The sequence below is a fragment of the Marinactinospora rubrisoli genome (assembly GCF_042664915.1).
GTDB lineage: Bacteria > Actinomycetota > Actinomycetes > Streptosporangiales > Streptosporangiaceae > Marinitenerispora > Marinitenerispora rubrisoli.
The window spans coordinates 219,923-234,732 of sequence record NZ_JBHTBH010000001.1 but is presented as its reverse complement, the minus strand read 5'-3'; the positions used below and the strand labels follow the sequence as shown (position 1 = coordinate 234,732).

Here is a 14,810-nt window from a genome sequence, read left to right as displayed (position 1 = left end):
CGCGCCGGATCACACCGTGGTCCGCGCCGCGTGCGTGACACCGGCGCGCTCGATCTCGTCCGCGGCGCGGCGGAGTCCGTCCTGTGCGCGGATCTCCGCCCCGATCTCCCGGAGCCGCTGCCGCATCCAGGCGTTGCCGAGCAGCCGCTCGACGGCCTCGTGCAGCTCGCGGAAGGTGACCCGGTGCGGGTCGAGCCGCGCGCCGAAGCCCAGCTCCTGCACGCGCTGGGCGTTGTCGTACTGGTCCCAGAACAGCGGGAGCACGACCATCGGCTTGCCGAAGTGGAACGCCTCCGTGACGGTGTTGTTGCCGCCGTGCGTGATCACGAGGTCCACGATCGGCAGGATGCTGGTCTGCGGGACGAACTCCGCGCCCCACACGTTCGGGGGCAGCCGCAGCTCCGCGTGCCGGGGGCCGAGCGCGACGATGTACCGGTGGACGGTGTGTTCCAGCATGTCGATCAGGCGCTGCATGAGCCGGACGTCCCCGGACCCCAGGGTGCCGAGGCTGAAGTAGATCAGCGACCCCTCGCCCTGCGCGATCTTCTCCGGCAGCTCGAACGGCTCGTCGGTGCGGCGGACCGACGACTCCAGCCGGATCCAGTTGGGGTTCATCTCCCGCCGGTCCACGTAGTCGGCGACCTCGGGATAGAGGTAGAGGTTGACGTCCGCCTCGGGCATGAACCGCAGGTCGGGCAGCGGGTCGGCGCCCTGGCGCTGCACCCACGCGTTGAAGTCCTCCCACAGGCGGCGGTGCGTGCGCTCGAACTCGGCCCGGAATCTGCCCCACTGGCTGCGGTCGTTGGACGGGTAGCCCGAGAAGATGGGCGGGACGTCGGTCCCCGGCACCTCCAGGGGGTTGCAGGACGCGATCCGGACGAAGGGCACGCCGGCGGTGGCCAACGCGGGGAAGAGCACCACGTTGTCCTCGACGACGACGTCCGGACGCAGTTCCGCGATGGCCCGCCGGAGCTGGGGTTCGGCCCGCTTGACGCCGTCGATCAGCGTCGCCCACATCCGGGCGATCACCGTTTCGAGCTGCTGGTAGGTGCTCCGGCGGAACTCCGGCGTGAGGGTGTCGACGTAGTCCTGCCAGAAGAGCTGGGACTTCCCGTCGCGGTCGTCGCCCGGCGTCGACTCGATGTCGATGAGGATCTCTTCGAAGCCGTGGCCGGCGAGCCGTCCGGCCCACGCGCGCTCGGAGGCGAACACGACCCGGTGCCCACGGTCGCGCAGCACGTCACCGATGCCCACGCAGTTGCTCGTGGGACCGTAGGCGCTCTCCGGGAGGAAGAGCACCGTCAGTCTCCGCTCGCCCATGGACCCGCCTCCGCCCGCAGTCGTCCGCTCTTTCCGACGAAACGATACAAGTTGCTTCCGGATCATTAGATCGACCCCGGACGGACCGTCACGAAACGCAAAGGGACCCGTTTTGTTGTCCTTTGCGGCCACGTTCGACCTGCTATCGATTTCTCTGGCAATTCAGGACTTTCGTACAATCAATCGCGGCGATCAACGAACCTCCCGTTCCCGGCGCGGCTCGCGCCGTCTCCGCGCCCGGCCGCCGTCGTGGCCTCGGCGGCGACGCGGCCGGCCGGTGCCGGGGGCGGTGCCGGGGGCGGTGTTCCCACCGCCTTCGGCGGGGGTGACGCACCGGTGGCCGCGCGGCGTCGGGCACGAAAAGGTCACGTTACGGATGGAGTGCGCGCCGCCGCCCATTCTGACGGGTCGCGATTCTGTGACAATCTCACTCGACGGTGCGTGCGGCGGCATGGGGAGGCGGACGAATGCGGGTCGGGCGGGGGCTGGGCCGAATTGAGGACGTGCCCCGTCGGCATCACGACGAGTTCACCCACGTGGTCCTGCGGGCGATCACCTTCCACCTGGACCACCGTTTCATCACGCTCGCGCGGGACGGCCAACTCGCCGACGGGCTGCGCGGCGCATGGCTGCGGGCCGGGGCGAGCCTTCCCGAGGCGGACCGGCTGCCGCCGACCGGGCTGTCCGCCCTGTACGCCGAGCGGGGTTCGATGGAGGCGGGCGTGGTGGTGCTACCGCAGCCGCTGCGCACGGGCGAGGCCTACCTGGTCTGCGGGACCCGCACCTCGGATCCGTTCCTCGGTCCGTCCGACCCGGAGTTCTTCCTGCTGGAGGCCGACAGCGCCGTCCGGGGACCGCGTACCGTGCGGCGCACCCGGCTGGCCCGCTGGACCCGTGACGGGCGCCGGTTCGAGCTGGGCGAGGGGCCGCTGCCCGAGGTGGGCGCGCTGCTGGACGCCATCGCGCGGGTGATGGCGATCGGCACCTGAGCACACCGCACATCGCACTGGCGCTTGCCCCTACTGGGTAGTAACCTGAATTTGTTACCAGCCAGTAGATCGCGTGTGCACACACTGCGGCCAGGACACAGCGGAGCGCGCCATGACGCACTACAAGAGCAACCTCCGTGACCTCGAATTCAATCTGTTTGAAGTCTTCAAGCGCCAGGACGTGCTGGGTACCGGCCCGTTCGAGGAGCTGGACGAGGACACGGCCCGCACCATTCTCGAAGAGGTCGAGCGGCTCGCCACCGGCGTCCTCGCCGAGTCGTTCGAGGACGCCGACCGTAACCCGCCCGTCTTCGACCCGCAGACGAACACGGTCACGATTCCCGAGAGCCTGAAGCGCTCCTACCACGCGTACATGGACGCCGGCTGGTACCAGCTGGACCTGCCCCGCGAACTCGGCGGCGTCGGCGCGCCGCGCTCCCTGGTCTGGGCCGCCTCCGAACTCATCCTCGGCTCCAACCCCGCCGTGCACATGTACGCCGGCGGGCCGGGGTTCGCCAACATCCTCTGGCACGAGGGCAACGCGTGGCAGCGCTGGTTCGCCGAGCAGGCGATCGAGCGCGGCTGGGGCGGCACCATGGTGCTCACCGAGCCCGATGCCGGATCCGACGTCGGAGCCGGGCGCACCAGAGCCGTCCAGCAGGAGGACGGCACCTGGCACATCGAGGGCGTCAAGCGGTTCATCACCGCGGCCGAGCAGGACATGACCGAGAACATCTTCCACCTGGTGCTGGCCCGCCCCGAGGGGGCCGGCCCGGGCACGAAGGGGCTCTCGCTGTTCCTCGTCCCCAAGTTCCTGGTCAACGAGGACGGGTCGCCGGGCGAGCGCAACGGCGTCTACGTGACCAACGTCGAGCACAAGATGGGCCTGAAGGCGTCCACCACCTGCGAGCTCACGTTCGGGGCGAAGCACCCGGCCGTCGGCTACCTGGTCGGCGACCGGCACGACGGCATCCGGCAGATGTTCCTCGTCATCGAGTACGCGCGGATGATGGTCGGCACCAAGGCCATCGCCACCCTGTCCACCGGCTACCTCAACGCCCTCGCCTACGCCAAGGAGCGCGTGCAGGGCGCCGACCTCACCCGCCAGACGGACAAGACCGCCCCCCGGGTCACCATCACGCACCACCCCGACGTCCGGCGCAGCCTGATGACGCAGAAGGCCTACGCCGAGGGGCTGCGGGCGCTCGTCATCTACACGGCCACCCAGCAGGACGCGGTGCGCATCGCCGAGCACGCGGGCGAGGACGCCTCGGATCCGGCGGCGCTGAACGACCTGCTGCTGCCGCTGGTCAAGGGTTTCGGCTCGGAGCGCTCCTACGCGCTGCTGGCGGAGTCCCTGCAGACCCTCGGCGGCTCCGGCTATCTGCAGGACTACCCGATCGAGCAGTACATTCGGGACGCCAAGATCGACACCCTCTACGAGGGCACCACGGCCATCCAGGCGCAGGACCTGTTCTTCCGCAAGATCGTGAAGAACAACGGGCAGGCGCTCGGCCGGCTGATGGCCGAGATCCAGGCGTTCGCGGCCAGCGACGCCGGCAACGGCCGGCTGAAGTCGGAGCGGGCCGCCCTCGCCGACGCCGCCGCGGACGTCAAGGCCATCGTGGACGCCATGGTCGGCGACGCGCTGCGCTCGGCCGAGGAGGTGCGCGAGCTGTACAAGGTCGGCCTCAACACCACGCGGCTGCTGCTGGCGCTGGGGGACCTGGTGCTGGCGTGGCTGCTGTTGCGTCAGGCCGAGGTGGCGCTGAACCGCCTCGACGGCGCGAGTGAGGCGGACCGCGACTTCTACACCGGCAAGGTGGCCGCGGCGCGGTTCTTCGCCGACCAGGTGCTGCCGCGGCTGTCCGCCGAGCGCGTCGTGGCACAGCGGGTCACGCTGGACCTCATGGAGCTGCCCGAGTCCGCCTTCTGATCCGCCTCCGGCCACCGGCCGCGACCGGGGCGCCCCTCTCCGCCCACCCTGCCGAGCAGGAGCGATGCTCCGCCGGTGCCCGGACCGGCCCACCGGCGCGGGCGGGACGGTTTCGGCCGTCCCGCTAGCGCCGGTTCGTCAAGTCGGCGTCGAGATCCGGTAATGCACGCACGGGAACGGGGTAGAAGCTAGGAGCATTCCGCACGCTGGCTTCACCCTGATCGCGACGTCGTGTCATGGAGGTAATCGATGGGCATCGGGCTCGGCATATTCCTGGTCGTGGTGGGTGCCGTGCTCAGGTTCGGCATCACGGCCGATGTCCAGGGGATCGATCTCGGGGCCATCGGGGTCATCCTCATGCTGGCGGGCATCGCCGTCGTCGTGCTGACGCTGATCCTCATGACGCTGCGCAGTGGCCGCGAGACGGAGGAGCGGCTGCCCGGCGACCGGCACCGCCCCTGACCGGGCTCCCCGGGCGGCCCGCCGTTCAGGGCCGCCCGGTGCCCGCCCGGGGGTAGCGCCACAGCAGCGCGGTGAGCACCGCCGTCGCGGCCAGCAGCATGGCCGCCATCGGCGTGAAGGCCACCTGGAACGCCTCGCCTCCGGTGGGCCCGTCCTGGGCGTCCAGGAGCGCACCCGCGGCGATCGTGGCCACGACCACGGTCGCGAACCCGCACATGTTGACCAGTGCGGCGGCCACGCCGGTGCGCTGTGCGGGCATGCCGTCGCGCGCGTAGTCGAAGGAGAGCGACGGCGCGATCACCGAGCCGGCCGCGCTCAGCACGATGACGGTTCCGGTGGCCCACAGCGGCGGGAGTCCGCCCGGCCAGGCGACCACGGCGAGCCAGCCAAGGCTGACGGTCCAGGTCAGCGTGAGCGCGAGCGGCCGGCGCAGCCCGGGCCGCGCCCCGGTGAGGCGGGCGAGGAAGGGCACCAGCGCCATGGGGGCGAGCGCCGCCCCGGTGAACAGCGCCCCCGCGGTGCCGGGGTCGAGCCCGAGCCCCTGCTCCAGTAGCGGGTACCCCCAGAGCACCGCGAGCATGGTGTAGGACGTCATCGCGGCGGCGTGGTGCGCCATGCCGACACGGGGGCCGCGTGCCCGCAACGCCTCGGCGAGGCTGGCACGCACCGAGATGCGCTCGGCACGCCCGGGGGCCGGGAATCCCGCCGGGCGGTCCCGCACCAGGATCAGGACGAGGACCAGCAGCGCCGAGGTGACCCCGCTGGCGGCCAGGAAGGCCGGCGTCCAGCCGAGGTTGCGCAGCAGCGCCGAGAGCGGCGCGACGCTGGCCACCTGCCCCAGCCCGCCGACCAGACCGGTGAGCGCGCTGACCACCGCGTACTCCCGGCGCGGAAACCACAGGGCGCCGAGCCGGATCACGTTGAGGAAGACGAGGGCGTCACCGAACCCGATGAGGATCCGGCCGGCGATCGCCGCCTGGATCGTGGGCGCCACCGCGAACAGGGCGGTGCCGCCCACCATGGCCGCCAGCCCGATCAGCAGTGAGCCGCGCGGTCCGAGCCGGTCGGCCAGCACCCCTCCGGGGATCTGGCAGGCGACGTAGACGGCCAATTGCAGCACCGGCAGCATCGACAGCAGGGTGGCGCCGGTGTCGAACCGCTCCTGGGCCATGAGGGCCGCGGCGCTCATCCCGTTGCGGTGGAACATGGCCGCGAAGTAGACGGCGACCGCGGTGCCCCACACCAGCCACGCGCGTGCCCCGCCCGGCGGTTCGGCGGCGGGCCGGTGGGTGACGGGCGCGGCCGGTGCGCCGGCCTCCGCCGGCTCGGCCGCGGCGCGGGAGGCGGCGGTGCCGGCCGTGCGGCGGCGCGCGGGTGTTCTTCTCTGGGCGCCGTTCGCGGAACGGCGCCCGGCCGGCAGCCTCATCGGCGGGCTCCCAGCAGCTCGGCGGCGGCGTCGATGTGGGCGTGCACGGCCGCCCGGGCACGCTCGCCGTCACCGGACTCGATGGCCGCGCGGATCACGCCGTGGTCCTCGATGTTGCGCCGCATGCGCTCCACGGTGCGGCTGCCCTCCTCCATCATGCGCAGCTGCCGGTCGCGCAGCGACTCGTACAGGGCGGTCAGGATCTCGTTCCCGGCGGCGGAGACGATCGTCCGGTGGAACTCGCGGTCGGCGAGGACGACACCGCGGCGGTCGGTGGGCACCAGCTCGGCCATGCGCTCCAGCAGCGCGTCGAGCCGGGCGACGAGTTCGCGGCGGCGCTCGGCCGGTGCCGCCGCCGCGCGCTCGGCTGTGAACCCCTCGACCAGCCGGCGGGTCTCGATGACGTCGTCAACCTCCTGCTGGGAGACGGGGACGACGAGCGCGCCGCGCTTGGGGTACAGCCGGACGAGCCCCTCGGCCTGCAGCCGGAGCAGCGCCTCGCGGACCGGGGTGCGGGAGACGCCGACGTCCGCGGCGATGTCCCCTTCGCTGATGAGTTCGCCGCCGGCGTACCGCCGACTGAGGATGGCGTCCTTGGTGAAGTGGTAGGTGCGGTCTGTGGCGGAAGACGTGGGATGCATGTTGTATCTATGCTAACCGCCGATAATCCCCACATGGGATGAATAGCGGGCGAACCCCCGCTTGTCACTACATGAGGGATGTGACACACCACATCCGGCGGGCGGCGAACAGCCCCCACGACGGGGGATCTGCGCGCAGACCCGCTCACCCTCCGCGAGCGGCCACTTGTCCACAGGTTGTGGATAATGCTGTGAACAGCGAAAACACTCCCCGGGGAACCGAGGCGCGCCTACCCACCACACGTGACGTGCACAACATTTCCCCGGAGCGCCCTACCGGCGGGAATTCCTGCTACTATCCGGATTCGCAAGCATAACCGCGAGGTAACAAAGCCTCGCGCCCCCTCTCATCTTGGTGGAGAGATCGCAGGTCGCCGCCTGCCCTGGCAGCGGCCCTGGCACCCGCCCCCGCGGGGGTCAGCGCAGGATAAGGCCCGCGATCGGGCCGTAGCGGCAGCTGCCGCGGTACGGAAGCCTTTCGTCCGCGCACGGCCGCGCCCCCCGAGCCACATGAGGAGACGTCCTTGAGCCATCCGCGGCTGAACAACCCAAGAGCATTCCGGGTGAAGTTGGCGGAGGCCTCGCGCGTGAGGCGCCCACCCCGGCATGCCTTCCGGGCCGACCGGGCGATCGCCGCCTTGTGGAACGAACTCGCCACCGCCGCGACGTCCCGGCCGATGTACCAGGCCGGCACCGCCGACCTCGCCGTCATCTCGGTGCGCCGCGGCATCAACGTCTGGTGCCGCGACGGAAAGTTCATCTGGAGCGACGTCCTGGGCGGCGGCCTCATCACCCACCCCGCCTGCGACCCCGCCGGCGCCGCCGCCCTGCTCCGCCCCTTCCCGCGCCGCCGCGTCGCGCAGCGCGGACGGCATCACGCCGGCCTCTCGGTGGCCTGAGGGCGGTTCGGCGCGCACCGTACCGGCCGGAGCCGGGATCGGCCGCCGGCCCGCGAACAACGTGACGAGGGCCCCGGCGACATCCATCGCCGGGGCCCTCGGACTGCCGGACGCTACCCCCAGGCCAGGGCGGTCGCCTCCGGGTCGGTGAGCCAGGTTCCGATGTCGCGCAGCGCCTTCGAGCCGAGTTCGCCGTCGACCAGGCGGTGGTCGAACGACAGCCCCAGCGTGGTCACCTTGCGCACCTTGAGCCGGCCCTTGTGCACCCACGGCATGTCGCGGATCTGGCCGACGGCCAGGATCGCCGCCTCGCCCGGGTTCAGGATCGGCGTCCCGCTGTCCACGCCGAAGACCCCCACGTTGGTGATCGTGATGGTCCCGCCGGACATCGCGGCCGGCGTGGTGCGGCCGGCCCGCGCGGTCTCGGCCAGCTCCTGGAGCTCGCGCGCCAGGTCGGGCAGCGGCAGGCGGTCGGCGTCCTTGATGTTCGGGACGACCAGCCCGCGGTCGGTGGCCGCCGCGATGCCGAGGTTCACGTAGCGCTTCACCACGATCTCCTGGGCGTCCTCGTCCCACGTGGCGTTGAGCTCCGGATGGCGGCGGACCGCGGTGAGCAGCGCCCGCGCCACCAGGAGCAGCGGAGAGACCCGCAGCCCGGCGAACTCCGGCCGTTCCCGCAGCCGCCGCACCGCCTTCATGGTCTTCGTGACGTCGACCTGGAGGAACTCGGTGACGTGCGGCGCCGTGAAGGCGCTGTTCACCATGGCCGCCGCGGTGTGCTTGCGCACCCCGCGAATCGGCACCCGCTCCTCGCGATCCGCCTGTGCGGCCGGCCGGGTCGGCGCCGCTTCGGGAGCCGCCGCGGCCGACGGCTCCGCCGCCGCGACACTGTGCTCCCGCTGCACGTCCTCCCGGGTGACGGTCCCGCCGGGCCCGGTGGGCGTGACGCTGCGCAGGTCCACGCCCAGTTCCTTGGCGAGTTTGCGCACCGGCGGCTTGGCCGGGACCGGCGGTCCGCCGGCCCGGGCGCCGGGCGCGGGCCGCGGCGGTGGGGCCACCGGCGGCTGGGGCGGCGGCACCGCGGCGGGCCTTTCGGGCGCACCCGGGCGCGGCGCGGAAGCGCCGTTCGGCGGGGCGCCGGGACGGCGGCGCGGACGGCGGCGGGTGGCGCCGGCCTTCGCGCCGTAGCCGACCAGCACGGGCTCGCGCGCCTCGTCCTGCGGCTCCTCCTCGGCCGGCTGCCCGGGCTCGCCACCGCCGGTGTCCACACTGATGATCGGAGTGCCCACCTCCACCGTGGTGCCGGCGTCCACGAGGACGTCACGCACCGTGCCCGCGAACGGGCTGGGCAGTTCCACGACCGCCTTGACGGTCTCGATCTCGCAGATGATCTGGTTGACGGTGATCTCGTCGCCGGGCCGGACGTTCCAGGAGAGGATCTCGGCCTCGACGAGGCCCTCACCGACGTCGGGCAGCCGGAACTGCTGCACGCCTTGCTGGGTCATTCCCTCACGTCACCTGGCTCTCGTCAGAAGTCGAAGGCGCGGTCGACGCCGTCGAGGACCCGGTCGAGGTCCGGGAGGTAGTGCTCCTCCAGCCGGGAGGGCGGATACGGCGTGTCGAACCCGCCGACCCGGATGACCGGGGCCTCCAGGTGGTAGAAGCAGGACTCGGTGATCCGCGCGGCGATCTCGGCCCCGAGGCCGAGAGTGACCGGCGCCTCGTGCGCGATCACGGCCCGTCCGGTGCGGCGTACGGACGCGAAGACGGTGTCGTAGTCCACCGGCGAGAGCGAGCGGAGGTCGATCACCTCGATGGAGCGCTCGCTGTCGGCCTCGGCGGCCTGCAGCGCGGTCTTCACCATGGGCCCGTAGGCGAGCAGGGTGACGTCGGTTCCCGGGCGCGCCACGTGAGCGGCGCCCATGCCGGTGACCGAGTCGAGCGTGCCGGACAGGTCGGTCTCGGTCCGCTCGTGGTAGCGGCGCTTCGGCTCGAAGAAGACCACCGGGTCGTCGCACCGGACGGCCTGCTGGATCATCCAGTACGCGTCCCGCGGGTTGGACACCGTGATGACGCGCAGGCCCGCGGTGTGCGCGAAGTACGCCTCCGGGGACTCGCTGTGGTGCTCCACCGCGCCGATGCCCCCGCCGTAGGGGATGCGCAGCACGACGGGCAGCCGGATGCGGCCGCCGGAGCGCTGGTGCATCTTGGCGAGCTGGGTGAAGGTCTGGTTGGCCGCCGGGAAGAAGAATCCGTCGAACTGGATCTCGCACACCGGGCGGTAACCGCGCAGCGCGAGACCGATCGCGGTGCCGACGATGCCGGACTCGGCCAGCGGGGTGTCGATGACCCGGTCGCCGCCGAAGTCCTTGTGCAGGCCGTCGGTGACCCGGAAGACGCCGCCGAGCCGGCCGACGTCCTCGCCCATGATGAGGACCTTGGGGTCCGTCTCCATGGCGCGGCGCAGCCCCTCGTTGATGGCCTTGCCGATGGTGAGTTTCGTGGCAGCGGCTCCCATGGTCACCGGCCCCCTTCCGCACCGGCGCCCTCGAAGGACGCGAGGTAGTCGGCGAACTCCGCCCGCTGCCGCTCGATGTGGCCGTGCGGTTCGGCGTAGACCTCGTGGAAGATGTCCGTGGGCTGCGGGTCGGGCAGCGAGCGGCACTCCTGGCGGACCCGCTCGCCGAGGCGCTCGGCCTCGGCGTCCACGGCGGCGAAGAAGTCCTCGTCCGCGGCGCCGGTGGCGGTCAGGTGCGTGCGCAACCGGCTGATGGGGTCTTTGAGCTTCCACTCCTCCAGTTCGGCCCCCACCCGGTACCGGGTGGGGTCGTCGGTGGTGGTGTGGGCGCCCATCCGGTAGGTGAACGCCTCGATGAGCGTCGGCCCCTGGCCTTCGCGGGCGTGCTGCAGCGCGGACCGGGTGACCGCGAGCGAGGCGAACACGTCGTTGCCGTCGACGCGCACCCCGGGGAACCCGAAGCCGGAGGCGCGGCGGTACAGCGGGACCCGTGTCTGGCGCTCGTTGGACTCGGAGATGGCCCACTGGTTGTTCTGGCAGAAGAAGACGACCGGCGCGTTGTTGACGGCGGCGAAGTTGAACGCCTCGTTGGTGTCGCCCTGGCTGGTGGCGCCGTCGCCGAAGTAGCAGATGACGGCGCTGCCACCGTCGCCCACCGCGCCGTCGCGCTGCACGCCCATGGCGTACCCGGTGGCGTGCAGCGCCTGGGTGCCGATCACGATCGTGTAGAGGTGGAAGCCGTGCTCGTCCGGCGACCAGCCGCCGTTGGTGACGCCGCGGAAGAGCGCCAGCAGGCTCCTGGTCGGCACCTCGCGGCACCATGCCACGCCGTGCTCGCGGTAGGACGGGAAGGCCATGTCGTCGGCGTCCAGCGCCCGGCCGGAGCCGATCTGGGCCGCCTCCTGGCCGAGCAGGGAGGCCCACAGCCCCAGCTCGCCGTGACGCTGCAGTGCGACGGCCTCGGAGTCGAAGCGGCGGACGAGCACCATGTCGCGGTAGAGACCGCGCTTCTGTTCGGCCGTGAGGTCGAGCGGGTAGTCGGGGTGCTCTCTGAACTCCCCGTCGGGAGTCAGGAGCTGAACGAGCTCCGGTTCCTCTTGCGCGGTGGTGATGGACACCTGTCGCTCCTCGGGTCTCAGGGCCGATGTGCGGGGTACCGCTGGTCGGCCGGCTCTCCACCCGCTCACCCGGGGTAACGGGCATGTGCGGGCGGCCCTACCGTCATCGTGACAGAAGTCACCACCGAGGACGCAAGCCCCAACGACACCTTTTCGCTGACCGCCTCATGATCCCGTAGAACCGCGAAACCACCAACTACCAGGGCTTCCTAGCAAAAACACGGTCGTCCAACAAAGAAAAGCCGACCCCTGGGGCCACCGCTATGCGGCCCCGGGTCGGCGCGGCGCCGGCCGCGCGGCGCGCGACCGGTGGTCATGTGCGATTACGGAGAGTAGTTGACCGTGTTGCCTGGTCAGCCCGGCACGTCAACGAGTGGACGGCGGAACGGGCGACCGTTTCGGGTGGTTTCGTCACGGAGGGTCGCCCGGCGAACGACCCGGGCGCCGTCGGCCGGGTCAGGCCGGTTGGAGACCCCGCTCGCGGGCGTAGTCGGCGAGTTCGCCGCGCAGCTGGCGGCGGGCCCGGTGCAGCCGGGACATCACGGTGCCCAGCGGGGTGTCCATGCGAGTGGCGACCTCCTTGTAGGAGAAGCCCTCGATGTCGATCAGGTAGACCACGAGCCGGAAGTCGGCGGGCAGCCGGGCCAGCGCGTGCCGGATCGCGGAGTCGGGAAGGTTGTCGAGCACCTCGGCCTCGGCGGAGCGGGATCCGCTGGAGGCGTGCGTGTCGGCCGCGGCGAGCTGCCAGTCCTTGATCTCGTCGGTGGTCTCCTGGCGCGGCTCGCGCTGCTTCTTGCGGTAACCGTTGATGAAAGTGTTGGTGAGGATGCGATACAGCCAGGCACGCAGGTTGGTGCCGGCGCGGAACTGGTGGAAGTTGGCGAACGCCTTGGCGAAGGTCTCCTGCACCAGGTCCTCGGCGTCCGCGGAGTTGCGGGTCATTCGCAGCGCGACCGGATAGAGCTGCTCGGCGAACGGCGTGACCGCCGTCTCGAAATCGAGCTCCTCAACGGTGTCCGGGGCTGCGGGCCCGCGTTCGAGTTCGATGGTCGTCAAGTTTCCCCCTAGGGACGACCGTGGTTCGCTACCACCTTGGTAGACGCTTGGAGAGCCCTTGCATGTTGACAGACACATGAGTGACGAACATCACGAGACCCCGAGAATCGCCCACTGATGGCGTCGGATCGGGTATAAGCGGGGTCTTTCGGCGCACGCCTCGCGGCCCTGCACGGGTGCCGTACGCTTCTTCGTGCTCTCTCCTACCAGCGTAGGTGGAGCCGCCCGTCGGTAGAAGTGAAGTGCGGCATATCTGTGGAGGACCCCGTGGCCCGCGTCGTCGTGGACGTCATGCTCAAGCCGGAGATCCTGGACCCCCAGGGGCAGGCCATCGTCGGGGCCTGCGGCCGCCTCGGCTTCGAGGGCATCGCCCAGGTCCGCCAGGGCAAGCGGTTCGAGGTGCAGGTGGACGGCGAGGTGGACGACGCCAAGCTCGCCGACGTCCGCCGGCTCGCCGAGACCCTGCTGGCGAACCCCGTCATCGAGGACTTCGAACTGCGCGTCGAGTAGCCCCGCCGCCGCACGGCCGCCGTTTCACCGCCGACGGCGCGGGAACGCTCTGGTGTTGTGCGGGCCGGTCAGGGGGAGCCGATGGACGTGAGATTCGCGATCGCACTACCCCGGAAGGCGTACAGCGTCGCCGTCATGCGCGACGTCATGGAAGAGGCGCTCCGCACCAGCTCGGTCTGCGCCGAGTGCCGCGGCGACCTCCTGCTCGCGGGCTCCGAGGCGTGCGCGAACGTCATCGACCACGGGCACGCCGCCGCCGACTACCGTGTCGTCACACGGGTGCAAGCCCGGTACTGCGAGATGGAGATCGCGCACACCGGGCCACGGTTCGAAGTAGCGCAGGTGCCCCTGCCGGATCTGGAAGCGGAATCCGGCAGGGGCATTCTTCTTATGCGGGCGTTCGTCGACCAGGTGACGATCGGCCATGACGGCCTCGGGCCGGTGGTCCGCCTGCGCAAGCGGCTGGACTGCGCGCCGCGTCCCGCGTACCGGCGCCCGCCGCGGCCGGCCGGCGTCGGCTAGCCGAACGGCGCCGGAGAACGGCCGGTCGCGGGCCGGGTCGGCGCCTCGTCGCACCGGGGAGCGAGGTCAGCGGGTACGCTCGTGAACGGCGGGGGCGTCCTGACGAACACGCCTCGCGCCGTCCACTCCTTACCGCGACACGCAACGGAGAGTGCCCATGGCTGCCCGTGTGGGCGTCGTCACCTTCCCCGGCTCCCTCGACGACCGGGACGCGGCGCGTGCGCTGCGGATCGCCGGCGCGATCCCGGTCTCCCTGTGGCACGGCGACGCCGACCTCCAGGGCGTGGACGCGGTCGTGCTGCCGGGCGGCTTCTCCTACGGCGACTACCTGCGGTGCGGGGCCATCGCGCGGTTCGCGCCGATCATGAGCGAGATCGTGCCGGCCGCCCGTTCCGGCCGGCTGCCGGTGCTGGGCATCTGCAACGGCTTCCAGATCCTCTGCGAGAGTCACCTGCTGCCAGGGGCGCTGACCCGCAACTCCTCGCGGCACTTCATCTGCCGCGACCAGCTCCTCCGGGTGGAGTCCACCGCGACCGCGTGGACCGGCGGATACCACGTCGGCCAGGAGATCCTGATCCCGCTGAAGAGCGGCGAGGGCAGCTACGTCGCCGACCCCGCCACGCTGGACCGGCTGGAGGCCGAGGGGCGCGTCGTCATGCGCTACGCGGACAGCGCCCCCAACGGCGCGCAGCGCGACATCGCCGGCATCACCAACGAGCATGGCAACGTGGTCGGCCTCATGCCGCACCCCGAGCACGCCGTGGAGGCGCTGACCGGCCCCTCCGTCGACGGCCTCGGCTTCTTCACCTCGCTGCTGGCGCACCTGGCCGAAGGCCCCGTGGGGGCGACGGCCACCGCCGGCTGACCATGGAGACCTCGACCGCACCACCCGGGGAGGGCGTTTCCCGATGATGGCGCTGCTGCGTTCCAGAAGGGCCATGCTCATCCTGGTCGGCTTGGTCACGGTCGGGCTGGTCTCCACCATGGCCGTCGGCCTCGTCAACGGCTGGGGGGCGCAGCCCTCCGGCCAGGAACCGGCCGCACAGGCGGAGCCCGCGCCGGACCTCTCGGTGCTCGGCGACGCCCCGGACGGGGTCGAGTACACCGACCTCGGCCAGCAGTGCGACGTCAGCGAGTGCTACCGGCCGGTGGCCCTGACCAGCGACTCCGCCGAGGGGGAACAGGCGGTCGAGGCCGTGTACAACCACCTGCTGGACGCGGGGTGGGGGCGGATGCTGCCGCAGGGGGCCACCGACCCCGAGGACGTCCCGCTCACCGACTCCGCGCTGACCGACGGCTCGGTGATCGTGCAGGGCAGCGCCCAGCCGTACACCGAGGACTCCACGGCCGGCCTCATCCTGGCGCACGCCGGCGCCCCGGCCTGACCGCCGCCCCGTTTCCCGTTTTCGCTCG

The 14,810-nt window shown here is 71.5% G+C and carries 15 protein-coding genes; 8 read left to right on the top strand and 7 right to left on the bottom strand.

Features of this window, described 5'->3' with window-relative positions; translation table 11 throughout:
• Positions 1-9: 9 nt before the first annotated feature.
• Positions 10-1,320: a glycosyltransferase gene (locus tag ACFQRF_RS01080; RefSeq protein ID WP_379868090.1), complete on the bottom strand. Its 1,311-nt coding sequence runs from the start codon at positions 1,318-1,320 to the stop codon at positions 10-12.
• Between the two features lie 503 nt (positions 1,321-1,823).
• Here ACFQRF_RS01080 and ACFQRF_RS01075 point away from each other — a divergent pair.
• The 3 genes from ACFQRF_RS01075 to ACFQRF_RS01065 all read left to right on the top strand — a co-directional run bounded on the left by ACFQRF_RS01075 (position 1,824) and on the right by ACFQRF_RS01065 (position 4,707).
• A complete protein-coding gene (locus ACFQRF_RS01075) occupies positions 1,824-2,309 on the top strand; it encodes a hypothetical protein (RefSeq protein WP_379868089.1) in 486 nt (161 codons plus the stop codon).
• A 112-nt stretch (positions 2,310-2,421) separates the two neighbouring features.
• Positions 2,422-4,245: an acyl-CoA dehydrogenase gene (locus tag ACFQRF_RS01070; protein ID WP_379868088.1), complete on the top strand. Its 1,824-nt coding sequence runs from the start codon at positions 2,422-2,424 to the stop codon at positions 4,243-4,245.
• Between the two features lie 249 nt (positions 4,246-4,494).
• Positions 4,495-4,707, top strand: coding sequence for a DUF6458 family protein (locus ACFQRF_RS01065; protein ID WP_379868087.1), 213 nt, complete (start codon positions 4,495-4,497; stop codon positions 4,705-4,707).
• Between the two features lie 25 nt (positions 4,708-4,732).
• Here ACFQRF_RS01065 and ACFQRF_RS01060 read toward each other — a convergent pair whose 3' ends face one another.
• Both ACFQRF_RS01060 and ACFQRF_RS01055 read right to left on the bottom strand, forming a co-directional pair.
• Positions 4,733-6,133 (bottom strand): MFS transporter, encoded by a 1,401-nt coding sequence (locus ACFQRF_RS01060; protein ID WP_379868086.1) that lies wholly within the window; start codon positions 6,131-6,133, stop codon positions 4,733-4,735.
• The gene (locus tag ACFQRF_RS01055; protein WP_379868085.1) at positions 6,130-6,774 is read right to left on the bottom strand and encodes a GntR family transcriptional regulator; all 645 of its coding nucleotides are present in this window, start codon (positions 6,772-6,774) and stop codon (positions 6,130-6,132) included. Before ACFQRF_RS01055 ends, ACFQRF_RS01060 begins: the two co-directional genes overlap by 4 nt.
• Positions 6,775-7,298: 524 nt before the next feature.
• Here ACFQRF_RS01055 and ACFQRF_RS01050 point away from each other — a divergent pair.
• Positions 7,299-7,673 carry a hypothetical protein gene (locus ACFQRF_RS01050; protein ID WP_379868084.1) on the top strand — a complete coding sequence of 125 codons (375 nt, stop codon included), beginning with the start codon at positions 7,299-7,301 and terminating at the stop codon, positions 7,671-7,673.
• A gap of 113 nt (positions 7,674-7,786) precedes the next feature.
• On the opposite strand, the gene ACFQRF_RS01045 is transcribed toward ACFQRF_RS01050, so the two are convergent.
• From ACFQRF_RS01045 to ACFQRF_RS01030, 4 genes are all read right to left on the bottom strand, one after another.
• On the bottom strand, positions 7,787-9,178 hold the full coding sequence (locus ACFQRF_RS01045; RefSeq protein WP_379868083.1) for a dihydrolipoamide acetyltransferase family protein: 1,392 nt from the start codon (positions 9,176-9,178) through the stop codon (positions 7,787-7,789).
• Between the two features lie 23 nt (positions 9,179-9,201).
• Positions 9,202-10,191: an alpha-ketoacid dehydrogenase subunit beta gene (locus tag ACFQRF_RS01040; protein ID WP_379868082.1), complete on the bottom strand. Its 990-nt coding sequence runs from the start codon at positions 10,189-10,191 to the stop codon at positions 9,202-9,204.
• Positions 10,192-10,193: 2 nt separating this feature from the next.
• Positions 10,194-11,309, bottom strand: a complete 1,116-nt coding sequence (gene pdhA / locus ACFQRF_RS01035) for a pyruvate dehydrogenase (acetyl-transferring) E1 component subunit alpha (protein ID WP_379868081.1) — start codon at positions 11,307-11,309, stop codon at positions 10,194-10,196.
• A 456-nt stretch (positions 11,310-11,765) separates the two neighbouring features.
• Positions 11,766-12,365 carry a sigma-70 family RNA polymerase sigma factor gene (locus ACFQRF_RS01030; RefSeq protein WP_379868080.1) on the bottom strand — a complete coding sequence of 200 codons (600 nt, stop codon included), beginning with the start codon at positions 12,363-12,365 and terminating at the stop codon, positions 11,766-11,768.
• 267 nt (positions 12,366-12,632) lie between these two features.
• Between ACFQRF_RS01030 and purS the strand changes: the two genes are divergently transcribed.
• From purS to ACFQRF_RS01010, 4 genes are all read left to right on the top strand, one after another.
• Positions 12,633-12,875: a phosphoribosylformylglycinamidine synthase subunit PurS gene (gene purS, locus ACFQRF_RS01025; RefSeq protein ID WP_379868079.1), complete on the top strand. Its 243-nt coding sequence runs from the start codon at positions 12,633-12,635 to the stop codon at positions 12,873-12,875.
• 81 nt (positions 12,876-12,956) lie between these two features.
• Positions 12,957-13,397, top strand: a complete 441-nt coding sequence (locus ACFQRF_RS01020) for an ATP-binding protein (RefSeq protein ID WP_379868078.1) — start codon at positions 12,957-12,959, stop codon at positions 13,395-13,397.
• A gap of 157 nt (positions 13,398-13,554) precedes the next feature.
• Positions 13,555-14,262 carry a phosphoribosylformylglycinamidine synthase subunit PurQ gene (purQ, locus tag ACFQRF_RS01015; RefSeq protein ID WP_379868077.1) on the top strand — a complete coding sequence of 236 codons (708 nt, stop codon included), beginning with the start codon at positions 13,555-13,557 and terminating at the stop codon, positions 14,260-14,262.
• A 43-nt stretch (positions 14,263-14,305) separates the two neighbouring features.
• Positions 14,306-14,782, top strand: coding sequence for a hypothetical protein (locus tag ACFQRF_RS01010; RefSeq protein ID WP_379868076.1), 477 nt, complete (start codon positions 14,306-14,308; stop codon positions 14,780-14,782).
• Positions 14,783-14,810 lie beyond the last annotated feature (28 nt).

Excerpts from the sequence above, each read along its gene's own strand:
- ACFQRF_RS01080 (WP_379868090.1), bottom strand. The coding sequence starts at position 1,320 with ATGGGCGAGCGGAGACTGACGGTGCTCTTCCTCCCGGAGAGCGCCTAC.
- ACFQRF_RS01070 (WP_379868088.1), top strand. The coding sequence starts at position 2,422 with ATGACGCACTACAAGAGCAACCTCCGTGACCTCGAATTCAATCTGTTT.
- ACFQRF_RS01065 (WP_379868087.1), top strand. The coding sequence starts at position 4,495 with ATGGGCATCGGGCTCGGCATATTCCTGGTCGTGGTGGGTGCCGTGCTC.
- ACFQRF_RS01060 (WP_379868086.1), bottom strand. The coding sequence starts at position 6,133 with ATGAGGCTGCCGGCCGGGCGCCGTTCCGCGAACGGCGCCCAGAGAAGA.
- ACFQRF_RS01055 (WP_379868085.1), bottom strand. The coding sequence starts at position 6,774 with ATGCATCCCACGTCTTCCGCCACAGACCGCACCTACCACTTCACCAAG.
- ACFQRF_RS01045 (WP_379868083.1), bottom strand. The coding sequence starts at position 9,178 with ATGACCCAGCAAGGCGTGCAGCAGTTCCGGCTGCCCGACGTCGGTGAG.
- ACFQRF_RS01040 (WP_379868082.1), bottom strand. The coding sequence starts at position 10,191 with ATGGGAGCCGCTGCCACGAAACTCACCATCGGCAAGGCCATCAACGAG.
- ACFQRF_RS01020 (WP_379868078.1), top strand. The coding sequence starts at position 12,957 with ATGGACGTGAGATTCGCGATCGCACTACCCCGGAAGGCGTACAGCGTC.
- purQ (WP_379868077.1), top strand. The coding sequence starts at position 13,555 with ATGGCTGCCCGTGTGGGCGTCGTCACCTTCCCCGGCTCCCTCGACGAC.
- ACFQRF_RS01010 (WP_379868076.1), top strand. The coding sequence starts at position 14,306 with ATGATGGCGCTGCTGCGTTCCAGAAGGGCCATGCTCATCCTGGTCGGC.